The organism is Streptomyces sp. NPDC049954 (genome assembly GCF_040656295.1).
Lineage (GTDB): Bacteria > Actinomycetota > Actinomycetes > Streptomycetales > Streptomycetaceae > Streptomyces.
The window spans coordinates 32,861-57,964 of sequence record NZ_JBFALS010000004.1; the positions used below are offsets into that span (position 1 = coordinate 32,861).

Below are 25,104 nucleotides of genomic sequence, written 5' to 3' on the forward strand. Positions count from 1 at the left end.
ATCCGCTGCGTCCTCACAGGATCGGGCGAGGTGCGCGGCCGCGTAGAGGTGCTGCTGGTGGTTACGCTCATCACCACAGGACGCCGAGCAGAGAGGCCGCGGCCGAAAAGGCCAGACCGACGGTCACGGCTCTCCGGGACATTCCGGCGGAAAGTCTGGAAAACGCGATGTCTCCGAGGCGCCAACCCAGGGGCATGCCGACCAGGCCCGCGAGGACCAGAGGCAGGCAAGCGGCATCAGCGTGACCGAGGGCCGTCAGAGCCGTCAGTGCCACAGCCCCTTGGGTGCAGAACACCGCCTGCAGGGTGCTGCGCAACGCCTTCGGTGTGAGTCCCGAGCCTTGCAGGGTGAGGACTATCGGCGGCCCGTTCATCCCGACCGAGGTCTCCAGGGCTCCTGCGATGATTCCTGCGCCTATCTCGGCACGTGGTCCTGTTGGCAGTCGGACCCGGCCGGTCAGGGCGAACACGACCAACAGCGCCACGGCCGCGATCAGGAAGGTGAGGCTGCGCGGGCCTCCGTAGGTGAGTGCGATGATCCCGAGAGGCATGCCCGCGATCCCGGCGATCGACAGCCGCCGAGCCTTCGCACCGACCACGTGGTCGCGCTCCCGCCACCAACCGAGTGCCGATATCGCGCAGCTGACTGCGACAGTGACGATCACGGCGCGAGGCGACCCGATGAGGGGGGCGAGCAGAGGGACGGTGACCAGTGCGCAGCCGAAGCCCGTGACAGCCTGTGCCGCGGCACCGAGCGTGAACACACAGGCGACCGCGCCCATGAGGACGACGAGTTCCATGCGTATCTCCACGAGTGGCACCGGGCGGCTGTCTTGTGTCACGCCTGCTGTACAACAGCGGTGTGCGGGTCGACATTCAACGCCCGGAGCATTTCCTGTGCGATGCCTGCCGGTACGCCTGGAGCGCGAGTAGCGACGAGGACGATTCCGAGGTCGGGATCCGAGGCGCACCACGCACCGTCGTCCGTGATCTCGACGCGGTGGCCGACCAGGTGGATCGCCGTCCGACGGTCCGGAGCCTGCCGGGTACGCAGCACGCCTTTGCCGCGAACGACTGCATCGGGGAGTTGGGCGAGGAAGATTCGCAGTCGGTCCAGGTCGATGGGCGCCGACGTCGCCACCGACCATGTGCGGTGGACGACGGGGTCGTGCGCGGTCGGTGTATGGTGCCGTCCGTGCGGCCCTTGGCCCTCCTGCGAAACCGTCGTCCGTGCGGCCAGACCGGAGAAGAGGTCTGGGGCGGTAGTCACCGGCGTCCCGCCAGTGACGTCATGGATCCAGGCCTTCACCGTGTCCCTCTGCGTCTCACTCACAAGATCGGACTTGGTCAGAAGCACCACGTCGGCAGAGTGCAACTGTGCCAGTACGGTGTCGGAGACCCAGCGGTCCCTGGCCCGCTCCTGGATGGTCTCGGCGTCGGCGCAGACTGCGATACCTCCTGGTGTGAAGCCGGGGAAGCTGCCCCACCTCGCGACACCGGCCGGGTCGCCGACGCCACTCACCTCGACGATGGCATGCCCGAGGTCGGGCATCGCGGCGAGGCGCTGCATCACGGTGGTCATGCCGTCGGAGAGGCTGCAGCATACGCAGCCGTTGTGCAGTTCCATCACGTCGGTCCCACGAGAACGAATGAGGGACGCGTCGATGTTGATGGTTCCGAAGTCGTTGACGACGATGCCGATCGGGTCGCCTCGCCAGGATTCCAGCAGCGCGTTGATCCGCGTCGTCTTGCCTGAGCCGAGATAGCCGCCGACGACGGTGAGAGGTGTCGGACTCATGAGGAGACGGGGAAGTGTCGGCCGCCGAGTACGGTCCCGGCGACCTGGACCGTGCGCAGGTCGTCGGGCGCGAGCACATACGGGTCCTGGTCGAGGACGGCGAAGTCGGCATACTTCCCGGCCTCGATGGTGCCGACCTCGTGATCCATCTTGAGTGTGTACGCGGCGCCGGTGGTCATCGCCTCCAACGCCTGAGGCACGGTGATCCGCTCATGCTCGCCCAGAACCCGCCCGCTCGGAGTCGTCCGCGATGCGGCGTAGGACGCGGTGGCCAGCGGGTTGAGCGGGGTGACCGGGGAATCGCTGTGGAGCGTGATGGGGACGCCGGACCGAAGTGCCGTGGCGGCAGCGTTCATTCGGTGCGCGCGGTCGGGTCCCAGGATGAGGTCGTGGTGCTGGTCACCCCAGTACCAGAGGTGGTTGGAGAAAATGTTCGCGCACATGCCGAGAGCCGCCATCCGGCGATACTGGGCGGCGGTCGTCAGTTGTGAGTGCGTCACGGTGTGGCGGTGGTTCCACCGGGGATGCCGTTCCAAAGCCCTCTCGACAGTGTCGATGAACAGCTCGGAGGCTTCGTCGCCGTTGCAGTGCACGTGGACGAGGAGACCGGCATCGTGAAAGGCCTGGAACGTCTGGACGAAGGTCTCTGGCGGGATGACCCAGGTGCCGACGCGGTTGTCCGAAAGGTAGCCGGGAGCCTGGAGGCGCGCGGTGAAGCCCTGGATCGACCCGTCGAGTACCAACTTCGCGTGGCCGAACCTGAGCTTGTCGGTACTGCTCCCCCTGCGCTTCGCGAGCGTGTCCGCTGCGGCGGCCGGCGTGGCGCTGCCACCGGGTCCATAGCCTGGGGTGGCCATGAGCAGGGACGAGATGCGAGCGGGGAAGTCCTCCGCGTCGACGATGTCGTGGTATCGCGCTACGACATCGTCGTCGAGCAGCCACGAGTTTCCGAGATCCGTGACGGTCGTGGTGCCGTGATTCCTCGCGTCGCGCGCGAAGTTGACGAGTGTCTGCGGAGCCAGCCCCATGGCGTTGCGATCCTGCAGCGAGGGGACGCTACGGACCAGTCCCAGCGCGGGAGCTTCTCGCAGCTCTCCGGTGGGTTCGCCCGCAGCGTCCTTCACGACGCCGTGCACGGGCGTGTCCCGGGTGATGCCGTCGAGGTTCAGTACAGCGGAGTTCACGGTCATCAGATGGCCACTCGCGTGGACCACGGAGATGGGCCGAACGGGGGAGACCGCGTCGAGATGGCGGCGGTCGAACCGCTCGCCCGGGAAGTAGATCGGGTCGAGCCCCCAGGCGACCAGGGGGCCGTCGGCCGGCAGTTTCGCCTCGGCCTCGCGAAGCCTGGCGACGATGGCGTCCATGCTCTGGCATCCGGGCCACACCCGGCCGTCCGGACTCATCGCCTCGTAGTACCCGACGTAGGTGAAGTTCCAGGCGACCCCGCCGAAGGGGTGCGTGTGTGCCTCGACGAAGCCGGGGAACAGCACTGAGTCGGCGAACCGCTCGTCGATCGTGATGTCGCCGTACATACGAAGCTCGTCCAACGAGCCGACGGCCCGGACCCGGTCTCCGACAACCGCGACTGCCTGAGCTGTGGGGCGTGCCGGGTCCATCGTGCGAACCAGGCGGGCCGGGTACACAACCGTCTCGGATGTGGGCATGAGCGTCTCCATGTTCGAGTTATTGAGACGAAGCTTTCCGTTAAGTGGAATCTTGGCGGAGACTAAGTCGCCCTCAGCTCGGCGGTCAAGAGCTGTATTCCGGTACCCGGAACGCTGTCGGCTATTTTGTGGGATCTGCATGGGATGGCTGGTAGTGAGAAAGAGGGCGCCGCATGGACAACCTCAAGCATCCGACGGGGTCGGGGGACGACCGGGCGGAGGCAGATCTGGAGACACCCGCCCTGCGTCTGTTCGCCCTCGTCGAATACGTCGTCGGTAAGGACACCTTCGTCTCCCTCCAGAGCCTTGCGACGGAGACGGGGATCCCCAAACCGACGTTGCACCGGATGCTCCAGCAGCTGGAGGGGGCGGGCATGCTGATCCGGCAGGCTGACGGTCGCCACTACGGGACCGGTGCCCGGTTGCGCCGGTTCGCCGAGACGTTGCTCCTGAACGCGACCCAGCATGGTGCGCGCCAGGCCGTGCTTCGTGATCTCGTGAAGTCGGCTGGCGAAACGTGCTTTGTCGCCGCTCTCTCCGGCAGCGAGCTCCTCTACGTCGATCTGGTCGAGACCCGTCATCGGCTCCGGTTCTCCCTGGCAGCCGGGGACCGTATGCCGCTCCACTGCACGGCCGGCGGGAAAATGGGGCTGGCCGGGATGCCGCCGGCTCAGTACCGCAAACTCCTCGCCCACGCACCGCTCGCGGCGTTCACCCCCCGTACATGCACCGATCTGGAGGACCTGGAGGCGGAGCTGCGCGTGACGCGTCAACGTGGCTGGGCGCTGGAAGTGGAGGAGTACAGCACGGGTCTGGTCGGTCTGGCAGTGCCTGTGCCGGTCGGCCAGGGGCGTTCGAACTTCGTCCTCGGCCTGCAGGCCCCGACGCTACGGTTGCCGGCCGATCAGGCCGTGAGTGTCCTGCCTCTGCTTCGCCATGCGGCCCAGGCCATGGCGGAGATCGATGGCGAGGGGGCCGGTGAAGGCTCCGGTACCGCTCCCGTTTCAGACGTGTAAACGGAAACTTGCACAATGTGTAACTCCCGTGGCAGGAGGACGTGCGGGACGCGTACGTTCCCGTGACCCACGTCACGAGAGGACACCTCGCATGGCCGAGCTCAACATTCCCGAGGCCCCTCCGGCCGGGATCGAGTCGCCGCCGCAGAGTGATTCCCGCGGATTGTTGCTCACCCTGGCCGGTTCTCAATTCGGGTTGTACGTCGTACTCGGAGCGGTCCCTTCCGTGCTGCTCGCGCTCCAGTTGTCGAACGCACTCGGGGACGTCCGCAAGGCGGGAGCCCTCGCGGCGATCACCATGTGTGGTGCCGTCGCCCACATGGTGGCCCAGCCACTCATCGGCCTGCTCTCGGACCGGACCCGGTCCCGCTGGGGTAGCCGGACGCCGTGGGCGGTCGGGGGCGTCGTCGTCGTGATGCCGCTGTTGTGGGGCATGGGACTCACCGATTCGATCGTCTCGCTCGGGGCGTTGTACACCTGCAGCGAAGTGGCGCTCTGCGCTGCGGAGGGGCCGCTGGGAGCCGTAATCCCCGACCGTGTCACGCCGCAGGCCCGAGGGCGGTTCGGGGGAGCGAGAGGTCTTGGGCTGATGCTGGGGACGGTCGCGGGCCAGGCCTTCGCCGGCCTGCTCGCCGATCACATGACGCTTGCCTACTTCGTGATCGGAGCGGTGCCTCTGGTCTTCGTCTCCCTTCGCATCTTGGTCGATCCCGACCCTGACAACCGTGGCGTGGCGCTGGAATCCGCCGATCTTCGTGCGCTCGCGGCGAGCTTCAAGGTGAGTCCTCGCCAACACCCGGACTTCTGGTGGGCTTTCGTCGGCCGGCTCCTCACCTACATCGGCTTCTTCACGGTGTACGGCTACACGCTCTACCTCTTCGAGGACTACGTCGGGCTGGGTGACGACGCGGCGGCGAAGATGCCGGTCTTCGCGCTCATCGCGGCGGTCACTCTCTGCGCGATCACGCTGCCGGCCGGCGCGCTGTCGGACCGGCTCGGCCGCCGAAAGATCTTCATTCTGGTCAGCTCCGTCGGGCTGGCTGTCGCGTTCATGATTCCTCTCTTCTTGCCGACCGTGAGCGGGATGCTGGCGCTCGGGGCCCTTGCGGGAGCTTCTTTCGGGTGCTATCAGGCGGTCGACATCGCTGTCATCACCGACGTCCTTCCTCGGGCCGAGTCGTACGGTCAGGACTTCGGTACCTTCACCATCGCCTCGCTCCTCCCCCAGGTCCTGGCTCCCGCTGTCTCGGGAGGCATCGTCCTGCTCACCGGCGGGTACACGGCGCTGTTTCCGGTGGCAGCGATCTGTATCGTCCTCGGAGGCCTGGCGATCTTGCCGATCAAGGCCGTGCGATGAATGAGGAGTGGTGACGACCTGGTCCCGGTCGGTAGGCCTGAGCTCACTCCTGGTCGGCCGGTTCCTGACGGCTCACTGCCACGTCGCGGCCGCGTCGCCCGCGTGCGCTGCTCGGCCCCAGTAGCGCGGAGAGTTGGGGGCCGAGGTCGGCGCATGCTCTCAGGAGGACGGGGACGTAGCTCATGAGCATGGTCTGCGTGGTCTGGTCGCCCAGCGCCGCGATGGTCAGTGACCCCAGAGGGGCGCCGCTCGCCGGGTCGAGCAGTGGGGCCGAGATGCCGCGCATAGAGGCGTTGCTGCGCCGCTCTCCCACCAGAAAGCCGTCCTCCCGGATCCGTGCCAGCTCCTCCGGGGCAGGACGTCGTTCTTCTGCCGGACGAGTCGCGGTGACGGCTTCGGCCTCGCTGTCGGGTAGGTGGGCCAGGATGGTCAGCCCAGCTGATCCCGACGTCAGTGGCGCCCTCTCCCCGATGGCTGCCTCGTCACGCAGGGGGTGCGAAGGAGCGGGCACGCCCGCGGTGAGGATGCGGTGCGTTCCCGAGCGCAGGTGCATTGCGGCGGAATGGCCCGTGATGGTCACCAGCCGTGTCAGTACTCGGTGAGCGGCGCGCAAGAGCGGCGGTTCCGGCCCGACCAGGACCGCCAGGGCCACCGACCGGCTGCCCAGACGATAGCCGGAGCGGGGTACGTGATCGACGTATCCCTGCTCCTCCAGGCGCCGCAGCGTTCGGTATGCCGCGGCTTCGTTGTACCCGGCACGGGCCGCGATGCGCACGAGAGTCGCCGGCTGTTCCAGTCCCGCCAGCACCTCAAGGATCTCCAGCCCCCGGAGCACACCCTCAGCTCCCGATCGTGACACTGCGACACCCTTTCCCCGGCCTTCTCACATTGTGCAAGTTGCCTTGTGGCGACCGTAACGCCGGGTTTGCAATCTGTCTGCCGCCCCGCAGCGGACCGTCGAAGGAGTTCACCGTGACCAGCCGCAAGATGAAAATGATCGCTTTCCTGCAAGCCCAGAACTGTTCCAACTACGCCGGGTCCTGGCGGCACCCCGCGAGCGTCCCCGACTTCCTCACTCCCGCCTACTACCAGCGCATCGCCCGCACGCTGGAAGACGCCCGCTTCGACATGGCGTTCTTCGACGACCGTCTGGCCATGCCGGACATCTACGGTGGCAGCGCCGACCTCGCGGTCGCTCATGGCATCCGGACGGTCAAGATGGACCCCACAGTCGTGCTCATGGCCATGGCTGCCGTGACTACGCACCTGGGCCTCGGCGCGACCGCGAGCACCACCTACTACGAGCCGTTCGACGTTGCGCGGCGTTTCATGACGCTTGACCAGATGTCCGGCGGTCGGATCGCCTGGAACATCGTCACCTCGCTCAATTCGGCCGAGGCCAAGAACTTCGGGGCGGCTGTTCACCTGGAGCACGACCGACGCTACGACCGCGCCGACGAGTTCGTCGAGATCGTCAAGGACTTCTGGACCGCCTGGGACCCCGACGCCATGGTCATCGACAAGGAGTCCGGCGTCTTCGCCGACCCCGCGAAGGTGCACCGGACCACCTTCAACGGTGACTTCTTCGACGTCGACGGCACCTTCACCGTGCCGGCGTCGCCGCAGGGCCACCCGGTGCTGTTGCAAGCGGGCCAGAGCGGCCGCGGTCTCGCGTTCGCCGGGCGGTGGGCCGATGTGGTCTTCACGGCGTTCCGCGACGTCGAGAAGGGGACGAAGGCCTACCGAGCCATCAAGGACGCCGTGAGTGCCGCCGGCCGGGATCCGGAGCAGGTGGCGGTGACCCCGGCCATGGGCGTCATCGTGGCCGAGACCGAGGAACTCGCTCTGGCCAAGGAGAAGGTCGTCCGCGGGCTCGCCCGTCAGGAGGACGGACTGGCCCTGCTGTGCGAGACGCTCAACGTCGACTTCTCCGGGCGCCCCGTGGACAAGCCCTTCTCGGACGAGGAGCTGGCCGCCATGTCCTGGCAGGGGCTGCGTGACCGGGTGATCGCGGCAAGCGGGAAACCGAATCCGTCGGTGTCCGACTTCGTTACCTTCTCCGGCCGCGGCACCATCGACGAAGGGGGCATCTTCCGGGGTACTGCGAGCCAGGTGGCCGATCAGATGGAGGAGTGGTTCGGTACGTGCTGTGACGGGTTCGTGCTCGCGGCGGCCACCCTGCCCGGGTCGTACGAGGACTTCGCCCGTCTCGTCGTCCCGGAACTCCAGCGGCGCGGGCTCGTACGCACCGAGTACGAGGGTCCGACCCTGCGCGACCAGCTCGGCCTGTCCACACCGGTCCGCCACAACGCGCAGCACCGGCCCGCAGCCTCGGGCGGCGCCTCGTGACCACCACCCCCCTGACCACCGTTCTGACGCCCACAGGAATGCTGGGCTACGGCTACCCGGTCCCCGACTTCTGGGCAGCCCTCGACGAAGGCGTCGACATCATCGTGGTGGACGCCGGATCGACCGACCCCGGCCCCTACATGCTGGGCCTCGGCTCAACCCTGTGCACCGAGGACGCGGTCACCCGCGACCTCACACCGATGCTGGAAGCAGCGGCCACCAAGCACGTCCCGGTGATCGTCAGCAGCGCCGGCGGAGCCGGCACCGATGCCCAGGTCGACGATCTGGCCCGGCTTGTCGACAAGATCGCCCAAGAGCGCGGCTGGCGGCTGCGCGTCGCCACCGTCTACGCCGATCTTGCCGAGGAGACGCTCCTCGACTTGCTGGAGCACGAGCGTGTGCAGCGCAACGTGCGTGGAGAGCTTCCCACCGCCGACGACGTCCGGGCCTCGAACGGGCTGGTCGCTCAGCTCGGAGCGGAGCCGTTCCAGAGGATCCTGGAGTTCACCGAGCCGGTCGACGTGATCATCGCGGGCCGGGCCTACGACCCCGCCCCGCATGCAGCCTGGAGCATGAGCCAGGGGGTGGACCCCGCCCTGGCCTGGCACAGCGGCAAGATTCTCGAATGCGGTGGGGCGTGCGCCGAGCCCAAGGGCGGAGGCGTCGTCGCCCGGCTCCACGCTGACTCATTCACCGTCACACCGATGAGCCCGGGGGCACGTTGCACCCCCTTGTCCGTGGCGGCCCACACTCTGTACGAGAAGAGCCGTCCTGACCTGCTGCCCGGGCCGGATGGCGTTCTCGACGTGAGTCAGTGCCACTACGAGGCGGTCGACGAGCGCACCGTCCGTGTTACGGGCAGTCGGCACCACGAGAACGAGCACCCCACGCTGAAGGCCGAGGGAGCGGCCGTTGTCGGCCACCGGGCGGTCTTCATGGGCGGCGTCCGCGACCCGATCCTCATCGGTCAGATCGACACGTTCCTCGACTCGCTCCGCCGGACCCTCGGCGGCTTCCACCCCGAGCTGAACACAGGGGAGGCCGAATTCCACGTCCACGTCTACGGGCGCAACGGGGTGATGGGTCCCTTGGAACCCGAGACGGCCGTACCGTTCGAGATCGGCGTTCTGGCCGAGGTGACCGCGCCCACAGCGGAGAAGGCGAAGTCGATCGCCTCCCTGGCACGTATCGGCATGCTTCACCTGCCCTATGAGGGGCAGATCGCGACCGGCGGCAACTTCGCGCTGCCTCTCAACCCGATGGAGGCGTCCATTGGTCCGGTGTGCCGGTTCAGCGTCTATCACGTGCTGGACGTGACCGGCCTTTCCCCCTTTCCCGTCCGAGTGATGGAGGCAGGCCGATGAGCTCGCTGACACAGCGTGACCCGATCGGGACCGTTGCCCTCAAGGATCTCGCCGCGGTGATCCGCAGCAAGAACGCGGGTCCCTACGAGATCACCTTCGACGTCATGTTCAAGGATGGTGCGACGTACGCCCACGTACGCGACGCGGATGTGCTGAACCGCGCCGTACTCACCGACCTGTTCCGTGTCCCGGACAGTGACGTCGTGTACTGCGACTGGTTCGAGCCCGCGCTGGCGTTCAAGTTGACCTTGCTGCGGTGGGGAAACCAGGGCGGTGTAGGCGAGCGCGACACATTCGGAGCTCAGCAGCATGCTCCTCTGCTGGACATCCAAGTGCCCCGACCGGAGCAGGACTGAGGTGCCGGCCATGACAACGACCCACGTCCGACAGAACACGGAAACCGGAGAGCGTGTCCGAGACCCTCACCGGTTCCGACGGGTGCTGGGGCACTACCCGACCGGTGTGACCGTGGTGACCGCGATCGCCGACGACGGGCAGCCGGAAGGCATGGTCGTCGGCTCGTTCACGAGCGTCTCCCTCGACCCGCCCCTCGTCGCCTTCCTTCCTTCGGCGAGCTCCCGCAGCTGGGCCCGGCTGCGTGGCGCGGGCCGGTTCTGCGTCAACATCCTCGGAGCCGAGCAGGAGCACCTGTGCCGGCAGTTCGCCGTCAGCGGCGGTGACAAGTACGACGGGGTCGGCTGGCGCGCCGCCCCCAGTGGATCCCCCGTCCTTGACGGTGCTGTGGCCTGGATCGACTGCGAGACCGACACCATTCACCGAGCCGGCGACCACGACATCGTCATCGGCCGGGTCCTCGACCTCGACACCGCGGCCGAGAACCTTCCGCTTCTCTTCTTCCAGGGCGGGTACGGCAGCTTCACCCCCCACCTTCTGACCGCCTCCGACGACCGCTTCAGGGAGCAGCTCGATCTGATCGACCGGGCACGGCCCTTGCTGGAGGGAACGGCCCGCAGCACGAGCGGCCAGATCGCCGTCGCCGGCTGCGACGGGAAGACACTGACCGTGCTGGCGACGGCGGGGCAGACCGGGGACGACCACGTTGCGCGGGCCACGATCGGCGAGAGCGTCCCTCTGAACGCCCCCATCGGGATCTGGTGGATGGCGTACGCGGCCCCCGACACGGCCGAGGAATGGTTGGGCGGTATCGACGACAAAGGCCAGCGCGAAAAGGTCCGCGAGGCTCTGCGGCTGATCCGCGCCGACGGCGGCCTGACTGTAGGACTGGCCTCGGTCCACGAGGGACTCGGAGAGCTGCTCGCCGAACGGACCTCCGGGCGGAAACGAACCCCGGCCGAGGAAGCGGCGGCACTGTCGCATCTGGTCCAGCGCCCACTGGACTTCGTGGCGTCGCGTTTCGCTGTGGACGAATCCGCAGCCGACCATCCCGAGGTAGGCAGCATCTGGTCACCCGTACTGGACGGGGAAGGCCGGGTGGCTCTGGGAGTACTGGCTACCGGTTTCCCGAGCGACCATTCTCTGGGCGACGTGACCCGTGCGGTACGCCACCTCGCGGACGGCATCGGCGCGCTGGCCCGGGCCACCACCCGCGGCGACCGCCAAGGTTCGGCAGACGCAGCATCGACCGAAGGAGCATCGTGACAACTGCTGAGACCGCCGAGAGCCTCGCCACGCCGCTGGCCACGCAACTGGCCGAGGCGGTTACCGCCCTTCAGTGGGACGACATCCCCCCCGAGGTACGGGAGACAGCCAAGGAGCATCTCCTGGATGCTGTGGGGCTCGCCCTGGCAGCGACCACCATGGACTTCGGTAAGGCCATCCATGATGCCGGTCAGCGCCTCGACGGTTCCGCAGGCTCCGGCACAACTACAGTCTTGGGCTTCGGCACCCGGCTCACGCCTGCCTACGCAGCCCTCGTCAACGGCACGCTCATCCATGGCCTCGACTTCGACGACACCCACATCGGGGCGATCTACCACGCGACCGCACCGGCCGCCGCAGCAGCACTCGCGATCGGTGAGGAGGTCGACGCCTCGGGCGAAGAACTGCTCCTGGCCTACGTGACAGGGCTCGAAGTCGGCTGCCGACTCGCCAAGGCGGGTGCCGGACACTTCCACCTGCGTGGCTTCCACCCCACGGGCATCATCGGTACGTTCGCCGCTGCCTGCGTGGTGGCCAAACTCCGCGGAATCGACGCGCAGACCCTGCAGAGCGCACTGGGCCTGTGTGGCAGCCAGGCAGCCGGCATCCTCGAACTGAACGACTCCTGGCTCAAGCGCATGCACCCTGGCTGGGCAGCGCACGCCGCCATCTCGGCCGTCACCATGGCACAGGCCGGATTCATCGGCCCCGCCACAGTCTTCGAAGGTGAGGGCGGCCTCTACAAAGCCCACGTGGCACTCAAGCCCACAGCGACCGTCCTCGGCATACCCGACATCGGCAGCGAGTGGCACACCACGGACATCGCGCTCAAGCCCTACCCGTGCTGCCACTTCACCCACGCGTGCATTGACGCGGTCGCCAACGTCCTCAAGAACCTCGGAACCGACCGCCTGACGGCGGACGACGTGGAGCAGATCACCTGCACGGTCCCGTCCATGATCATTCCCATGGTGTGCGAGCCCCGGGAACGCAAAACGGCGCCCCCCACCATCTACGACGCGCTGTTCAGCGTGCCCTACGTGACCGCTGCCCGGTTGCTCGGACGGCCGATGGACCTTGCCATGTTCTACGACGAACCACTCGACGACCCCGAGATCCTGGCGCTCGCCGCCAAGGTCACGTGCGTGGGTGACCCGGACACAGAATTCCCGTGGCACTTCCCGGGTGCGGTCTCCGTCACCACAACCACCGGAAGAGTCGTGCAGTCCGCCGTCGCCGACAGTCGCGGAACCAAGGAAGACCCTTTGCTCCGCGACGAGATCCTCACCAAGTACCAGCGGGTAGTCGCTCGCGCCCTGCCGCGGCACCAGGCAGACACAGTCGCGGACATCTTGCTCGAACTGGAGAAGCACTCCGCCGCTGTGGTGACCGCCGCGACATGCCCCCCTCGTGGCGATCAGTACGCTGCTCCTTGCTCGGACTAGGTGTACGAGCTTGGCATGAACACCGGGGCGGGCCTGCTGACCTCAACGGCGATACTTGTCGGCCTCCTCCGATGCTTTGCTTGCGCAATGCACTTTGGGGGCGCGTTTATCGGCCGTCTGGCAAGGTGTGTAAGAGCTTGGTCGAAGTCCAATATTCTCTTCAGCAACGCGGGTGAGGCCCGTGCTGACGTGTCAGCACGGGAGCCTGATCGAGGCGGATGGAGCAGGACGCAGGGGGATGGAAACAGGGTCTAATGTCCGATTATCCGGCGTTTCCGCAGGTCGGAGAGGTAACAATTTCGGGTTCGACTCTCCTAGGCTCCACATCGATAGACCCCTCTGGCCTGCGGAAACGTGGCCAGAGGGGTCTTTTGTTCCGATTTTTTATGCTGATACGTCAGCACCACGGTGCTGACACGGTGGGGACAGAGGCCCGAGATTCCGGGGTTTCTCGGGGTTTGCTGCCACGCGTCGCTCTCCCGTGGCTCTCCTAGGCCGGGCCAGAGGCTCTGGAGGAGGGACGCCTTCAGCTCGCACCGGGGTCCGGCGCGGGCCCGCACCGCTGGTGTAGCCGACCCCGTCAGCTCAGGCGTCTGCGCGTCCACCAGACGCACAGCGCACCGAGGGCGACGGCGAGACCGAGGAAGACGCCGGTCTCCGCCCATTGCAGGACCCAGAAGTTGCCTGCGGCCTGGTAGGTCACACGCTGGTGGTAGTCGGCCTCGGCGAGGGCGTCGACGCATGCCTTGATCGAGTCGCAGTCGGTGTACGCGGGTGGCATGGCGTGGGCGGGGCGTCCGGTGGCGTCGAGGGTCTGCTCCGCGATGGTCCAGGTGTCGGGTTTGTCGATGTCGACGTGGGAGACGGAGCCGAGGAGGTAGTTCGCCATGCGGTCGTGAGTGAAAGGGACCGTGATGGCGGTGGCTGGGGCCAGGTGAGCCCGGATCCACAGCGGCATCGACAGGAGAACCGCGGTGTACGTGGCGAGGGTGGCGGCCATGGCGGGGAGCGTGCGGCGGATGATGACGCCGAAGGTGACACCCAGGACGAAGGCGAAGACGGCGTAGCCGAGCGGAACGATGCCGCGGGCGCTGAAGATCGCCGGGTCGATGCGTGGGACGAAGTTGTCGGTGTTGTCGGATCCGCCCGCGGCGACGGCCTGGTCGACGGGGCTGCTCCACCAGGTGACCGCGAGGCTGGTCAGGCCGCTCGCGACCACGGTGGTGAGACCCGTGAGGGTGAGTTTGGTCAGCAGCCAGCGGGTGCGGGTGACGCCCTGGTTCCAGGCGAGGCGGTGGGTGCCGTTCTCCAGTTCGCGGGCGACGAGCGGGGCGCCCCAGAACATGCCGATGAGGGCCGGTACGAGGAGGACGGCCATGCCGCCGACGAAGTAGAGCGTGGTGTCGGTGCTGGTGAGCTGCGACACGAGGCCACGCCCCGCGGTGGTGTGCAGGCCGGCCAGGTGGGGGCCGGTTGCGGCGAGGAGGGCGGCGAGGGCGGCCAGTGGGGCGATGCCCGCCGTTGCCTGGGTGCGCAGTTGGCGCCAGGTCAGCCAGATCATCGGTGGGTCTCCAGGTCGGCGGCCGGTCGGGAGTCCGGGGTGGGGGTGGTGGTCGTGCGACGGCTGATGTAGGCCAGGACGATGTCTTCGAGGGAGAGCGGGCCGGTCGTCCAGGCGGGGTCGCCGGTGACCGGACCGTCGCCCTGTACGACGAGGGTGGTCTGTTCACCGGCGCGGGAGGCCGAGATGACGTGGTGCTCGGCGGGCAGGTCGGCCGGGGTATCGGCCGGTCTGGTGAGGCGGTGGTGTCCGACAATCAAGTCGCCGATGCCGGAGCTGACTTGGACCCGGGAGTCAACGAGCACGATGACGTGGTCGCAGACTCGCTCGACGTCGGAGACGAGGTGGGAGGAGAGCAGGACGGTCATCTCCTGCCCGGTGATCGCGTCGGTGAGGTCGTCCAGGAACTCGCGGCGGGCCAGCGGGTCGAGTGCGGCGACGGGCTCGTCGAGGATGAGGAGTTCGGGGCGTTTGGCGAGGCCGAGAGTGAGGGCGAGCTGCGCGCGCTGCCCGCCGGACAGGCGTCCGGCGCGCTGGCCGGGGTCGAGGCCGATGCGGCGGATCCGGTCGCGGGCGAGGGCGGCGTCCCAGCGGGGGTTGAGGCGGGCGCCGAGCGCGAGGTGGTCGGCGACGGTCAGAGCGGCGTAGGTGGGAGTGTCCTGGGCCACGTATCCGACCTTGGCGAGCTGGGCCGGGCCGGCGGCCGGGCGGCCGCCGCAGACCTCGATGGTGCCCGTGGTCGGGGCGAGCATGCCGGAGGCGAGGCTCAACAGGGTTGACTTTCCTGCCCCGTTGGGGCCGACCAGACCGACGACGCGGCCCGCGGGGACATCGAGGGTGCACTCCGACAGGGCCCAGCGCTGTCGGTATTTCTTGCCCAGGCCCCGGGCTCTCAGTACGGCAGGTGCGGCAGTCGCGGAAGTCACGCGTCGTCCTCCTCAGCGGTGCCGGTCCGTGTGACTGGCACCGCTGGACGCTATGGGCGGCGGGCGGGCGAGCGCGTCCGGCGCCCGACCCCTTTCCGCTCCTGCGTGCGGAGGACCCTGGCCGGGGTCCTCCGTCAGATGTAGACGAGCGAAGTACGCGAGCGCGCGATCACGGTCTGAAGGGAGGACGCCGCGGGCCGGCGCCGCCTGTGACAATCGGTGGGTGACGAACGCATCGGCGGCGGACCGCCTGCGGGACGGGTTCGCGGCGCTGAAGCGGCCGACAGGCCCCTTGCCCCGGCCCACCAGACGTGACCTGATCCTCGACGGGGCCTTCGCCCTGTTTGCCGTGATCGCCGCGGTCAACTCCGGCCTGAGTGTCGGCATGGACCGCACGTACAAGATCGTCGACGGTACCGTGCGCCTGGTCGAGGGCTCCGGCAACTACGTCGGCGCGCTGGCACCGATGCTCCTGTGCTCGCTTCCGCTGGCGCTGCGCCGCCGCTACCCGCTGGCCGTGCTGTGGGTAGTGATCGCAGCGGGGCTGATGGCGCCGGGCAGCGAGGCGCGGGTGATCCTCTTCGCGACGCTGGTCGCGACGTACTCCGCCGTCATGCACAGCCCGTACCGGATACCCACCCTGGGGAGCGTCGCAGTGGCACTGCTCGTCCTGAACGGGGCCAGGACCCCGGACGTGCCCACCATCCAGAACGAGTACGTGCCGCTGCTCATCGTGCTGCCGCTCGCCGTCGTCGCGGACGGCATGCGCCAATGGCGGCTGCGCGCCGACGCACGACAAGAACGCATGGCGGCCCTGGAGCGGCAACGGGCCGAGGAACTGCGCCGCGCCGCCGAGCGCGAGCGGGCCCGCATCGCCCGCGACCTGCACGACGTGGTCACCCACAACGTCTCCATGATGGTCATTCAGGCCGGCGCCGCGCGGAAGGTCATGGACGCCGAACCGGGGATGGCCCGCGAGGCGCTCCTCGCAGTGGAAGAGGGGGGCCGCTCGGCGATGGCGGAACTGCGGCACACCATGGGACTGCTCGCCATGAACGCCGACGATAACCCCGCCGCCCCCGCCAAGGCCCTCGCCCCGCAACCCGACCTGGACCGGCTCGACGCCCTCGTCGCCCGGGTGCGCGAGACGGGCCTGAGCGTCGAACTCACGGTGACCGGCACCCCCTGTCACGTCTCGTCCGGCACCGGCCTGGCCGTCTACCGGGTGGTCCAGGAGGCGTTGACCAACACCACGAAGCACGCACAGGGCGCGCGTGCGACCGTGACGCTCACCTACGCAACCGATGCCCTACGGGTCGAGGTCACCGACACCGGCGGCACACCGGGCGCCGGAGCGGCAGGCGGGGGCGGCCACGGGCTGATCGGTCTGCGGGAGAGAATCGCGGTCTACGGCGGCACCCTCGACGCCGGACCGCTACCCGACGGCGGCTACCGGACCGCCGCCACGATCCCCCTGGAGACGTCGTGACAGGCCACCCGCTGCGCGTCGTGGTCGCCGACGACCAGGCACTCGTCCGCACCGGCTTCCGCATGATCCTCATGGCCGACGGCATCGACGTCGTCGCCGAGGCCGCCGACGGAACCCAGGCGGTGGAGGCAGTACTGCGCACCCGCCCCGACGTGGTGCTGATGGACATCCGGATGCCCGACCTCGACGGCCTGGAGGCCACCCGCCGCATCCTGCGCGATTCCCCGGACACGGCCACCGCACCCCGCGTGATCATGCTGACCACCTTCGACTTCGACGACCTCGTCTACGAGGCGCTGTCGGCAGGCGCCAGCGGCTTCCTCCTCAAGGACGTCACCCCGGAACACCTCGTCGCCGCCGTCCGCCTCGTCCGCACCGGGGACGCGCTCCTGGCCCCCGTCATCACCCGCCGCCTCGTGGAACGTCACGCCCGTCAGGCGTCCGAAGCGCCGGCGCCCGCCGCGCCCCATCCGGGCGTGGGCGCACTGACCCCACGCGAACTGGACGTCCTGCGCCTGCTCGCCCAGGGCCTGAGCAACACCGAACTCGCCGCCCGGCTCCACCTCTCCGAGACCACCGTCAAGACCCACGTCTCGCGCATCCTCGCCAAGCTCCAGTTGCGCGACCGGGTCCAGGCGGTGGTCCTGGCCTACGAGACCGGTCTGGCCAGGGCGGGGGACTGGGCTACGCCTTCGGCTCCTGACCCGAGGCCCCCGGGGGAGGAATCACCGTTTCACCGGGGTTGACGTGTGCCGATCCTGGTGGCCGCGCAGCACTTCCTCGCGGACCACGGCTTGACAGCAGCCGAGGCGTGGCTGGTGACGGCCGTAGCCGCTGTGGGCGCCGCCTTGGCTGTGGCGTCCGGGCGGACGGTTCGACGAGTGGGCGAACTTCCGTCGGTGGGATCCTTCGACTCGGAAATCTGATGGCTCGGAGCCGGCCGCCGTATCCTGATTTCACACGGGAAGGAGCCGTTCATGAGTGTTGCCGCGATCGTGCAGACCGAGTTCCCCGAGGGATACGCGGTCTTCTTCGGTGCCGACGGGAAGGTGATCATGACCCCGCAGAGCGAGGAGCACTCCAGCACGATCCGCTCGATGCAGATCGACACGCTCGCTCTGGGCCGTCACGCGAAGGTGACGTCCGACGTGTACATCGACTTCCCGGCCGACGAGAACTCCGCCCCCGATCTCGCGATCCTCCGCGAGGACGCGCAGAAGCAGGGCAAGCGGTACAGCTTCGATGACGTGCTCCTTATCTCTGAGGTTGTCTCGACGTCTTCGGCCCGCAAGGACTACGACGACTGCACCGCAAAGTACGGCCGCTACGGCATCCCGATCTACCTGATCGTGGACCCATATGCCCAGGAAGTCGTCGTGCACAGCCAGCCAAATGGCACCGGCTACATTGCCGCGCACACCCACAAATACGGCACCGGCAAGCTCCCGATCGAGCTGGCCGACGGCCGCATCTTCACCGTCGACCTGGATGAGCTCCCTCGCCCCGAGTCCGGGTCTGAGGCCCGCTGACACGTCGTGCTGACGCGTCACTCGCTTTGCCGTAAACGCAGTGGCTGAATCCTTTTGCCGAGGGGTTGAGCAGCGGTTATGTCGGTGGCGCCAGGCCTCGACTTCGCACCTGCGTTGATCGAGAGTCCCGTGCTGACATGTCAGCACGGGACGAGGGCCGAGGCGGATCGAGCGGGATCGAGCAGGATGGAAACGGGGTTGTTTGGCCCGATTCTCCGGCGTTTCCGCAGGCCAGAGAGGTAACAGTTTCGGGTTCGACTCTCCTGGGCTCCACAGAAGAAAAGCCTTTCTGACTCGCGGAAACGTAGGCCAGAAGGGCTTTTGGTGTCTGTCGGTGGGCGCATGGTGTCCGGGTCCTTCCCGCTTGCCTACGTCGACCGCGTCACCGGTGTCCAGGGGCGACGCGCGGAGTAAGTACAAGAAGGAGATCAGGGAAGACACGGCTCCCTGGTTCGGCTCCTACTGGCGCACCAGGAGATCGATCGCGACCTTCAGCCGGTCACGGTAGAACTCCCGGGACGCGGCTTGATGCTTGAGGCCGATCGATGCGCTGATCATCGTCTGTGCGACCAAGGGGGCCGCGTCCTGTCCTGACTCGACGGCGATGGTGTCTGTGATCAATTCCTCGAAACGTCGCGGTGTGGTTTCGGTGATCTCTCCCAGGAGGTCGGGGTTGTCCTCGATGACCGCCGCGACGTCGCGCGTCAGCGGGCCGATGTAGCGGCCTGCCCACTGGTCGAACGCTTCAACGAGGCGCTCTGAGAGGGGGCGTTCGGTCTCGGCCAGGAGGTGTTCGACCGCTGTGATGTCCCGCTCCAGGGCCTGGGTGACCGCAGCACGGAACAGGCTCTCCTTGGAGGAGAAGAGGAAGTAGAGCCCGGGCCGGGAGATGGCCGCCGCCCGCGCCACTTCCTCCATCGAGGTCTTCCGGTAACCGAATCGCGCGAACGTGACCATCGCGGAGTCCAGAACCAGGGTCCGGCGATCGGTATCGGCGGCCGTCGACGGCGGGTGGCCGGTATCAGAACTGCTCATGGAGCGAGCGTACGAGCGGGGAACTAACTAAACAAGTCAAGTCTAGTGCGTATAGTCGATGTCGTGACTCACGCACTCATCTCCACACCCTTCAATGCCTCCAGCGCCGCGGGCGAGGTGCTGCGGGGTGTCGATCTCGGCGGCGTCCGCGCGATCGTGACGGGAGCTTCTTCCGGACTCGGGATCGAGACGGCTCGTGTGTTGGCCGCCGCCGGGGCGGAGGTGACGCTCGCTGTCCGGAACACGACTGCGGGTGACGCCGTCGCTGAGACGATCGAGAAGTCGACCGAAGGGATCCGTCCCCGCGTCGTCCGGCTCGACCTTGCCGACAGGAGCTCCGTCGCACGATGCGTCGACGCGTGGCGCGGCCCGCTTCATCTGCTGATCAACAACGCCGGCGTGGTCACCGGTGGCCTCGAACGGACGCATGAAGGCTGGGAACTGCAATTCGCGACCAACCATCTTGGCCACTTCGCCCTGGCCATCGGCCTTCATGACGCCCTGGCTCTGGGAGCGGCCGACCGCGATGGAGCACGGATCGTCTCGGTCAGTTCGACGGCGCACATGCGTGCCGGCATCGACTTCGACGACCTCCACTTCGAGCGTCGCAGCTACGACCCGCAGATTGCCTACGCCCAGTCGAAGACGGCGAACTCTCTCTTCGCCGTCGAGGCGACCCGTCTCTGGGCGTCCGACGGCATCGTTGCCAATGCGGTGAACCCCGGCGGTATCGCGACAGGACTGCAGCGGAACTTCACGACAGAACAGAAGGCGTCCCTCGCCGCGGCCGAGGCCGCCGGGGTCTTCACCTATAAGACGGTCGAGCAGGGCGCCGCAACCAGCATCGTCGCGGCCGTCGCGCCCGAGTTCGCTCACTCCGGAGGCCACTACCTCGACGATGCGCAAGAGGCCTACACCGTGCCGGACGACGCCGATCTCGCGCAGCACCCGCACGGTGTCAAGGAATGGGCGCTCGATCCCGCCATCGCCAAGCGCCTCTGGACTGTCTCGACCGACCTGCTCCGCGCCTGATCTCCCAGTCGCAGTGGTTTCTGGCAGAGGGACTATGACCTGTGAATCCTCAGGTCATAGTCCCTCTGTCCGTTCACGGCGGCCGGTGCGCGGGCTCAGTGCCGGTGCGCGGTGGTCCCGGCCGTCAGGCCGCCGTGGCCCGGTGCTCGGCGGAGGCCAGGCCGGGGGGTGCCGTGTCGATGGCGGTCTGGAGGGCCGTGATGAGGGCGCGGGCCGCCTCTTCCGTCAGCTCGACCGGGATGCGGGCCGAGGGGCCCTCCCCGGGGTTGAGGAAGTCGATGTTCACGGTGTGCTCGAACGGGGCGTGCTGCGGGTGGTCGACGTAGACCATCGCGTGGGTCAGCGGGAAGTAGCCGCCCGCGCCCTTGCCGCTGCCCTCGATCCCGATCTTTTCCGTGAGGTACGTGCACATGGTGGCTCCTTGATCAGACGTCGGCGTTCAGGTGCTCGCCGAAGAAGCGGAGGATCTTCGACCAGCCGTCCACGGCGGCCTGCGGGCGGTACGAGGGGCGGTTCACGGCGAAGAAGGCGTGGCCCGCGTCCTCGTAGCTGTGCAGCTCGTGGGGCTTGCCGTGCTGCTTGAGCAGCGCTTCCAGTTCGGCGACGGCCTCGGGCGAGGGGTACTGGTCCTCGGCGCCGAACAGGCCGAGCAGCGGGCACCGCAGGTTCTTGGTGAGGTGGCCGATCGGCTCCACCTGGAGCGGGAAGCCCTCGGGCGGGGTGCCGGTCACGAAGGCGCCGTAGCAGTCGACAGCGGCCTGGAGATCGAGCTCGCAGGCGGCGAGGAAGGACTGCCGTCCGCCGGAGCAGTAGCCGATCGTGCCGATGCGGGAGTTGGAGTTGGTCAGCCCGCGCAGGTAGGCGGCCGCACCGGACACGTCGCCGAGCAGTCGTTCGTCGGGGACCCCGCCGTTGGCACGGGCGGCGGCCGCCGCGTCGTCGGGGTCGGCCCCAGGGGCCTCCCGGGAGTACAGGTTCGGGCAGACCGCGTTGAAGCCCTCGGCGGCGAAGCGCCGGGCGATCTCCTTGGTCTCCTTGTCATAGCCCGGCATGTGGTGGATGACGACCACGCCGCCGCGCGGAGCGATGTCGAGAGGGCGGGCGGAGTAGCCCTCGATCAGGTCGCCCCCGTGGCCGGTGAGCGTGATGGTCTCCGCCAGCAGGGCGTCGTACGTCGGCATGGTGCGCGTCCTCTCCGCGAGGGCCCGGCCGAAAGCGGCAACCGGCTCCGGCTCGCGGTGTGATCGAAATGGTTCCGTGATCGATTAGGTCGGTGAGGCCGAGCCTAGGACCTGGCTGACCCGGTACGGCTCAGGGGGCTCGTGTATGCGGCAACGAGTCCTTCGGGGCTCCGGTCCGCTGCCTCCGCGTTTCCGGGCCCCGTGCTTCCGGGCCCCGTGTTTCCGGGCCCCGTGTTTCCGGGCCCCCGTGTTTCCGGGCCCCGGGGTCTCCGGGTCTCCGGGCCCCCGGGTCTCCGGGAGATGTTTCACGTGAAACACCCTGGCTGATCAGGAGTTGGCGTGCGGTCGGCGCGTCGTCGGCGTCGGCGGTACGCGAACTCGCCTTGTGAGTCGGCTCCTTCGCGTGGAGCCACCACGCGCGGTCTGTCGTTTCGTGGGGCTTACCGGCCCGCACGGTCCCGGCTTCCCGCGAAGCCCCTTCCGGCGTCCGATGTTTCACGTGAAACGGTCGGCGCCCACGCGGGTCGACTGCCGGGTGCCGACTGCCGGGCGTTCGGTGGGCTCGGCTCGTGACGCGCCTGTGGGGTGGGACGAGTAAGTCGCTCGTCCCACCCCACAGGCGGGTGTGTAGTGCTGAGGCCGAAGCGGACCTCAGTTGGCCGTGCGGCCCTCGCCCTCCGATTCGGCCTTGGCCTCGACCTCGGGGTCGAGGCCGTCGGCCTCGGCGGAACCGTCCACCGCGGTCAGGCTCGCCCCGGTCTCCGGAACCTCGGTCGCGGCCGGCGGTTCGACGAGCCAGTCCGGGTTGGCCTGCTTGTCCCACCACTTCCAGGCGGCGATGGCGCCACCGGAGAGGATGCTCAGGATCGCGAGACCCTTGACGAACTTCCCGGCCCGGCCCTTGCGCCGATGCTTCTTCGCGAGCCGCTCGATCTCCTTGGGGGAGACCTGGCCGCGCAGCGCGGTCAGAGCGGCGGCGCTGCGGGCGCTCGCCTCGTCACGGACGGGACCGGCCGCGGCCCTGACCTGCTCGATCCGCGGACGGGAGTACTCTGCGGCCTGCTTGGCCGCCTGGCGGCTGTGCTTGGCCGCCTGACGCGCCGCCTCGTCGAGCTTCGGCGGGACATGGGTGCGGGCCGACTCGATACGGGGTGCGAGATGGGCGTCGAACTGGAGCTTGGCCTGGTCCGCGGCTTGCGAGACCTTCGGTGCGAGCCGGGCGCGAGCCTCGCCCGCGTACTGCGTGGCGCGGCCCTTGGCAGAGTCGGCGTAGGGCGCCACCGCTTCCGCGGCGTGCAGCACGCTGTCCCTCGCCGAGCCCGTCGCGGCGCGCACGCTGTCGATGCGGGTCACGGGAATCCTCCTCCTCGGTGGCGTACGGTATTTCACCTTTCCACCCCTTCCGCGATCATGCCCGCTGGATCGCCGCGCGGCAGCTACGACGCGAGCATCCGGGTCACTTTGTAGGTATTCAGGATGATGTCGGAAGAGGGGCGGTTGTTGCGCTGGCGGCGGGCCGTCCACGTGGTCCGGCTCGCCGGGCGGGAGAACTTCTCCCGCGGACCTTGCCACGGCGGGTTCCCCGTCTGCGGGTGTTCAGCCATTACTCGTCCCAAACAGGTCCGTGGGAGGATCTGTGAACAGACAGCAGCGCCGCTGAGAGCTTCCCGAAGCGCTTCGCCCGCTTCATCAGCACGCTTCACAGAAGACAACGGAAGGCAGATCGTGGCTGAGCAGCTTTACGCCACCCTGAAGACCAACCACGGCGACATCGAGGTGCGGCTGCTGCCGAACCACGCGCCGAAGACGGTCAAGAACTTCGTCGAACTCGCCGAGGGCAAGCGCGAGTGGACCGACCCGGCCACCGGCCAGAAGACGAACAAGCCGCTGTACGACGGCACCGTCTTCCACCGTGTCATCAGTGGCTTCATGATCCAGGGCGGCGACCCGCTGGGCAACGGCACCGGTGGCCCCGGCTACCAGTTCGGCGACGAGTTCCACCCGGACCTGTCGTTCAACAAGCCGTACCTGCTGGCGATGGCGAACGCGGGACCGGGCACCAACGGTTCGCAGTTCTTCATCACCGTCGGCGCCCCCGACTGGCTGAACAACAAGCACACCATCTTCGGTGAGGTCGCCGACGCGGCCAGCCAGAAGGTCGTGGACTCGATCGCGACGACGCAGACCAACCCGCGCACCGACCGCCCGGTCAAGGACGCGGTCATCGAGAGCGTCGTCGTGGAGCAGCGTCAGGGCTGAGACCGGGACTCGCCGCCGGACAGGGCGACGGTTCGCCGCCGTCCGCTCCGGGAGCGCTCCGGGAACAAAACCGCCCCGCTCGTCCGTCAGGATGGGCGGGGCGTGTGCGTGGGTCGCGCGCCTCGTGCACGGCTCAGGGAGGAAGAGGCCCGATGGACCCGTTGGATCCCAAGGACCAGGTGCCCGGTGGCCCGCAGGAGCCGGGTGGGGCGGCGGAGACCTCCGGCCTCGCCCCCTGTTACCGGCACCCGGACCGCGAGACCGGTATCCGGTGTGTGCGCTGCAAGCGGCCCATCTGCCCCGAGTGCATGATCAGCGCCTCGGTGGGCTTCCAGTGTCCCGAGTGCGTGCGGCAGGGCTCGGCCTCCTCCGGCCCGGCCTCCGGGAGCAGCGGTGGCGGAGGCGGTGCGCGTCGCTGGAGCGGTGTCCGGGCGGACAACCGGCCGCGTACGGTCGCCGGCGGTGTCGTCACCCGGGACACCCGGCTCGTGACGAAGATCCTGCTGGGGCTGAACATCGCGGTGTTCGTGCTCGTGCACGTCGTGTCGGACCCGAACCGTCTGCTCTCCGACCTGTTCATGATCGGTGCCTGGCCCCATCCCGACACCGGGATACATCCCGTGATGGGTGTCGCGGACGGCGAGTGGTACCGGCTGCTCACCGCGACGTTCCTGCACGAGGAGATCTGGCACATCGGGTTCAACATGCTGAGCCTGTGGGTGCTCGGCGGGCCTTTGGAGGCGGCTCTCGGCCGTGCCAGGTTCCTCGCCGTGTACCTGTTGTCCGGGCTCGGCGGCAGCGTCCTGACCTATCTGATCGCGAGTCCGACGGAGGCCTCGCTCGGCGCCTCGGGCGCGATCTTCGGGTTGTTCGGGGCCACGGGTGTCCTGGTGCGTCGCCTGCGGGCCGACTTCCGGCCGTTCGCCGCGATCCTCGCGATCAACCTGATCTTCACGTTCACGTGGAGCGGGATCGCCTGGCAGGCCCATGTCGGCGGGCTGATCGTGGGGGCCGCCCTCGCGTGGGCCATCGTCTACGCGCCGCCGGAGCGTCGCCGTCTCGTGCAGTGGGGGAGTTGCGCGCTCGCACTCGTGGTCCTGGTCGCCGCCGTGGCCGTCCGTACGGTGCTGCTCGTCTGAACACGCTCCTCCCGGGCTTCTGTTCACCAGTCGGCTTCGTCGGCCATGAGCCGCGCAGGAGCGGCGGAGCGCGCCGCGGATATGCACAGGTGTTCGATTGGGGGCGGTAGTTGTCCACAGACTGCCCGGCCCTCGTCGCCCTCAGTGTCCGGGCGGCTGGGGAACAGCGCGACCCCTGCCGCTGACCTGCTGGTTTCGCAGGTGGACAGGGGTCGAACAAGGGTCCGCCTCCTGGGTGGGGGCCGGTCCTTCAGTCACACCGGCGTCAACCGCAGATGAGTTATCCACAGATCGTCTGACCTTTTCCCCAGTGTGGATAGCGCTGTGGATAACTCAGG

23 protein-coding genes are annotated in these 25,104 nt (G+C 68.2%); 13 read left to right on the top strand and 10 right to left on the bottom strand.

What is annotated here, in order from left to right:
• Positions 1 to 70 precede the first annotated feature (70 nt).
• Genes AB0J21_RS09405 through AB0J21_RS09415 form a run of 3 tightly spaced genes read right to left on the bottom strand, consistent with a single transcriptional unit; the run spans position 71 to position 3,476 of the window.
• Positions 71 to 799 (bottom strand): sulfite exporter TauE/SafE family protein, encoded by a 729-nt coding sequence (locus AB0J21_RS09405; RefSeq protein ID WP_363145266.1) that lies wholly within the window; start codon positions 797 to 799, stop codon positions 71 to 73.
• 38 nt (positions 800 to 837) lie between these two features.
• A complete protein-coding gene (locus AB0J21_RS09410) occupies positions 838 to 1,797 on the bottom strand; it encodes a GTP-binding protein (protein WP_363145267.1) in 960 nt (319 codons plus the stop codon).
• Entirely contained in the window at positions 1,794 to 3,476 is a 1,683-nt protein-coding gene (locus tag AB0J21_RS09415) for an amidohydrolase (protein ID WP_363145268.1), read from the bottom strand. The genes AB0J21_RS09410 and AB0J21_RS09415 overlap by 4 nt, the downstream gene beginning before the upstream one ends.
• Positions 3,477 to 3,637: 161 nt before the next feature.
• Between AB0J21_RS09415 and AB0J21_RS09420 the strand changes: the two genes are divergently transcribed.
• Positions 3,638 to 4,480, top strand: coding sequence for an IclR family transcriptional regulator (locus tag AB0J21_RS09420; RefSeq protein ID WP_363145269.1), 843 nt, complete (start codon positions 3,638 to 3,640; stop codon positions 4,478 to 4,480).
• 91 nt (positions 4,481 to 4,571) lie between these two features.
• Positions 4,572 to 5,837: an MFS transporter gene (locus tag AB0J21_RS09425; protein ID WP_363145270.1), complete on the top strand. Its 1,266-nt coding sequence runs from the start codon at positions 4,572 to 4,574 to the stop codon at positions 5,835 to 5,837.
• Between the two features lie 43 nt (positions 5,838 to 5,880).
• On the opposite strand, the gene AB0J21_RS09430 is transcribed toward AB0J21_RS09425, so the two are convergent.
• Positions 5,881 to 6,672: a helix-turn-helix domain-containing protein gene (locus tag AB0J21_RS09430; protein ID WP_363145271.1), complete on the bottom strand. Its 792-nt coding sequence runs from the start codon at positions 6,670 to 6,672 to the stop codon at positions 5,881 to 5,883.
• 137 nt (positions 6,673 to 6,809) lie between these two features.
• On the opposite strand from AB0J21_RS09430, the gene AB0J21_RS09435 reads away from it, so the two are divergent.
• The 5 genes from AB0J21_RS09435 (at position 6,810) to AB0J21_RS09455 (ending at position 12,615) form a co-directional block, all read left to right on the top strand.
• The gene (locus tag AB0J21_RS09435) at positions 6,810 to 8,186 is read left to right on the top strand and encodes an LLM class flavin-dependent oxidoreductase (protein WP_363145272.1); all 1,377 of its coding nucleotides are present in this window, start codon (positions 6,810 to 6,812) and stop codon (positions 8,184 to 8,186) included.
• Positions 8,183 to 9,550 carry an acyclic terpene utilization AtuA family protein gene (locus AB0J21_RS09440; RefSeq protein ID WP_363145273.1) on the top strand — a complete coding sequence of 456 codons (1,368 nt, stop codon included), beginning with the start codon at positions 8,183 to 8,185 and terminating at the stop codon, positions 9,548 to 9,550. Before AB0J21_RS09435 ends, AB0J21_RS09440 begins: the two co-directional genes overlap by 4 nt.
• Positions 9,547 to 9,906, top strand: coding sequence for a DUF4387 domain-containing protein (locus AB0J21_RS09445; RefSeq protein WP_363145274.1), 360 nt, complete (start codon positions 9,547 to 9,549; stop codon positions 9,904 to 9,906). Before AB0J21_RS09440 ends, AB0J21_RS09445 begins: the two co-directional genes overlap by 4 nt.
• 106 nt (positions 9,907 to 10,012) lie before the next feature.
• The gene (locus AB0J21_RS09450) at positions 10,013 to 11,170 is read left to right on the top strand and encodes a flavin reductase family protein (protein ID WP_363145275.1); all 1,158 of its coding nucleotides are present in this window, start codon (positions 10,013 to 10,015) and stop codon (positions 11,168 to 11,170) included.
• Complete coding sequence (locus AB0J21_RS09455; protein ID WP_363145276.1) at positions 11,167 to 12,615, top strand: MmgE/PrpD family protein; 1,449 nt, start codon at positions 11,167 to 11,169, stop codon at positions 12,613 to 12,615. The genes AB0J21_RS09450 and AB0J21_RS09455 overlap by 4 nt, the downstream gene beginning before the upstream one ends.
• A gap of 580 nt (positions 12,616 to 13,195) precedes the next feature.
• Here the strand turns inward: AB0J21_RS09455 and AB0J21_RS09460 are convergent.
• A complete protein-coding gene (locus tag AB0J21_RS09460; RefSeq protein WP_363145277.1) occupies positions 13,196 to 14,176 on the bottom strand; it encodes a transporter in 981 nt (326 codons plus the stop codon).
• Complete coding sequence (locus AB0J21_RS09465; protein WP_363145278.1) at positions 14,173 to 15,102, bottom strand: ABC transporter ATP-binding protein; 930 nt, start codon at positions 15,100 to 15,102, stop codon at positions 14,173 to 14,175. Before AB0J21_RS09465 ends, AB0J21_RS09460 begins: the two co-directional genes overlap by 4 nt.
• 223 nt (positions 15,103 to 15,325) lie before the next feature.
• Here AB0J21_RS09465 and AB0J21_RS09470 point away from each other — a divergent pair, with 223 nt between their 5' ends.
• The 3 genes from AB0J21_RS09470 (at position 15,326) to AB0J21_RS09480 (ending at position 18,120) form a co-directional block, all read left to right on the top strand.
• Positions 15,326 to 16,591 carry a histidine kinase gene (locus tag AB0J21_RS09470; protein ID WP_363145279.1) on the top strand — a complete coding sequence of 422 codons (1,266 nt, stop codon included), beginning with the start codon at positions 15,326 to 15,328 and terminating at the stop codon, positions 16,589 to 16,591.
• Positions 16,588 to 17,337: a response regulator transcription factor gene (locus AB0J21_RS09475; RefSeq protein WP_363145280.1), complete on the top strand. Its 750-nt coding sequence runs from the start codon at positions 16,588 to 16,590 to the stop codon at positions 17,335 to 17,337. Before AB0J21_RS09470 ends, AB0J21_RS09475 begins: the two co-directional genes overlap by 4 nt.
• Before the next feature lie 231 nt (positions 17,338 to 17,568).
• A complete protein-coding gene (locus AB0J21_RS09480; protein ID WP_363145281.1) occupies positions 17,569 to 18,120 on the top strand; it encodes a Uma2 family endonuclease in 552 nt (183 codons plus the stop codon).
• A gap of 459 nt (positions 18,121 to 18,579) precedes the next feature.
• Here the strand turns inward: AB0J21_RS09480 and AB0J21_RS09485 are convergent, their stop codons facing one another.
• Positions 18,580 to 19,077, bottom strand: a complete 498-nt coding sequence (locus tag AB0J21_RS09485) for a helix-turn-helix domain-containing protein (RefSeq protein WP_363145723.1) — start codon at positions 19,075 to 19,077, stop codon at positions 18,580 to 18,582.
• A gap of 141 nt (positions 19,078 to 19,218) precedes the next feature.
• Here AB0J21_RS09485 and AB0J21_RS09490 point away from each other — a divergent pair, with 141 nt between their 5' ends.
• Positions 19,219 to 20,187, top strand: coding sequence for an SDR family NAD(P)-dependent oxidoreductase (locus AB0J21_RS09490; RefSeq protein WP_363145282.1), 969 nt, complete (start codon positions 19,219 to 19,221; stop codon positions 20,185 to 20,187).
• A gap of 124 nt (positions 20,188 to 20,311) precedes the next feature.
• On the opposite strand, the gene AB0J21_RS09495 is transcribed toward AB0J21_RS09490, so the two are convergent.
• From AB0J21_RS09495 to AB0J21_RS09505, 3 genes are all read right to left on the bottom strand, one after another.
• Positions 20,312 to 20,599, bottom strand: a complete 288-nt coding sequence (locus AB0J21_RS09495; RefSeq protein ID WP_363145283.1) for a DUF6295 family protein — start codon at positions 20,597 to 20,599, stop codon at positions 20,312 to 20,314.
• Between the two features lie 13 nt (positions 20,600 to 20,612).
• On the bottom strand, positions 20,613 to 21,368 hold the full coding sequence (locus tag AB0J21_RS09500; protein WP_363145284.1) for a dienelactone hydrolase family protein: 756 nt from the start codon (positions 21,366 to 21,368) through the stop codon (positions 20,613 to 20,615).
• A gap of 651 nt (positions 21,369 to 22,019) precedes the next feature.
• Positions 22,020 to 22,721 carry a DUF5324 family protein gene (locus AB0J21_RS09505; protein WP_363145285.1) on the bottom strand — a complete coding sequence of 234 codons (702 nt, stop codon included), beginning with the start codon at positions 22,719 to 22,721 and terminating at the stop codon, positions 22,020 to 22,022.
• A gap of 372 nt (positions 22,722 to 23,093) precedes the next feature.
• On the opposite strand from AB0J21_RS09505, the gene AB0J21_RS09510 reads away from it, so the two are divergent.
• Positions 23,094 to 23,627 (top strand): peptidylprolyl isomerase, encoded by a 534-nt coding sequence (locus tag AB0J21_RS09510; RefSeq protein WP_363145286.1) that lies wholly within the window; start codon positions 23,094 to 23,096, stop codon positions 23,625 to 23,627.
• A 152-nt stretch (positions 23,628 to 23,779) separates the two neighbouring features.
• Complete coding sequence (locus AB0J21_RS09515) at positions 23,780 to 24,766, top strand: rhomboid family intramembrane serine protease (RefSeq protein WP_363145287.1); 987 nt, start codon at positions 23,780 to 23,782, stop codon at positions 24,764 to 24,766.
• Positions 24,767 to 25,104 lie beyond the last annotated feature (338 nt).

Coding starts and splice junctions, on each gene's coding strand:
- AB0J21_RS09405 (WP_363145266.1), bottom strand. CDS start 799: ATGGAACTCGTCGTCCTCATGGGCGCGGTCGCCTGTGTGTTCACGCTC.
- AB0J21_RS09410 (WP_363145267.1), bottom strand. CDS start 1,797: ATGAGTCCGACACCTCTCACCGTCGTCGGCGGCTATCTCGGCTCAGGC.
- AB0J21_RS09415 (WP_363145268.1), bottom strand. CDS start 3,476: ATGGAGACGCTCATGCCCACATCCGAGACGGTTGTGTACCCGGCCCGC.
- AB0J21_RS09420 (WP_363145269.1), top strand. CDS start 3,638: ATGGACAACCTCAAGCATCCGACGGGGTCGGGGGACGACCGGGCGGAG.
- AB0J21_RS09425 (WP_363145270.1), top strand. CDS start 4,572: ATGGCCGAGCTCAACATTCCCGAGGCCCCTCCGGCCGGGATCGAGTCG.
- AB0J21_RS09445 (WP_363145274.1), top strand. CDS start 9,547: ATGAGCTCGCTGACACAGCGTGACCCGATCGGGACCGTTGCCCTCAAG.
- AB0J21_RS09460 (WP_363145277.1), bottom strand. CDS start 14,176: ATGATCTGGCTGACCTGGCGCCAACTGCGCACCCAGGCAACGGCGGGC.
- AB0J21_RS09480 (WP_363145281.1), top strand. CDS start 17,569: ATGAGTGTTGCCGCGATCGTGCAGACCGAGTTCCCCGAGGGATACGCG.
- AB0J21_RS09485 (WP_363145723.1), bottom strand. CDS start 19,077: ATGGTCACGTTCGCGCGATTCGGTTACCGGAAGACCTCGATGGAGGAA.
- AB0J21_RS09495 (WP_363145283.1), bottom strand. CDS start 20,599: ATGTGCACGTACCTCACGGAAAAGATCGGGATCGAGGGCAGCGGCAAG.
- AB0J21_RS09500 (WP_363145284.1), bottom strand. CDS start 21,368: ATGCCGACGTACGACGCCCTGCTGGCGGAGACCATCACGCTCACCGGC.
- AB0J21_RS09515 (WP_363145287.1), top strand. CDS start 23,780: ATGGACCCGTTGGATCCCAAGGACCAGGTGCCCGGTGGCCCGCAGGAG.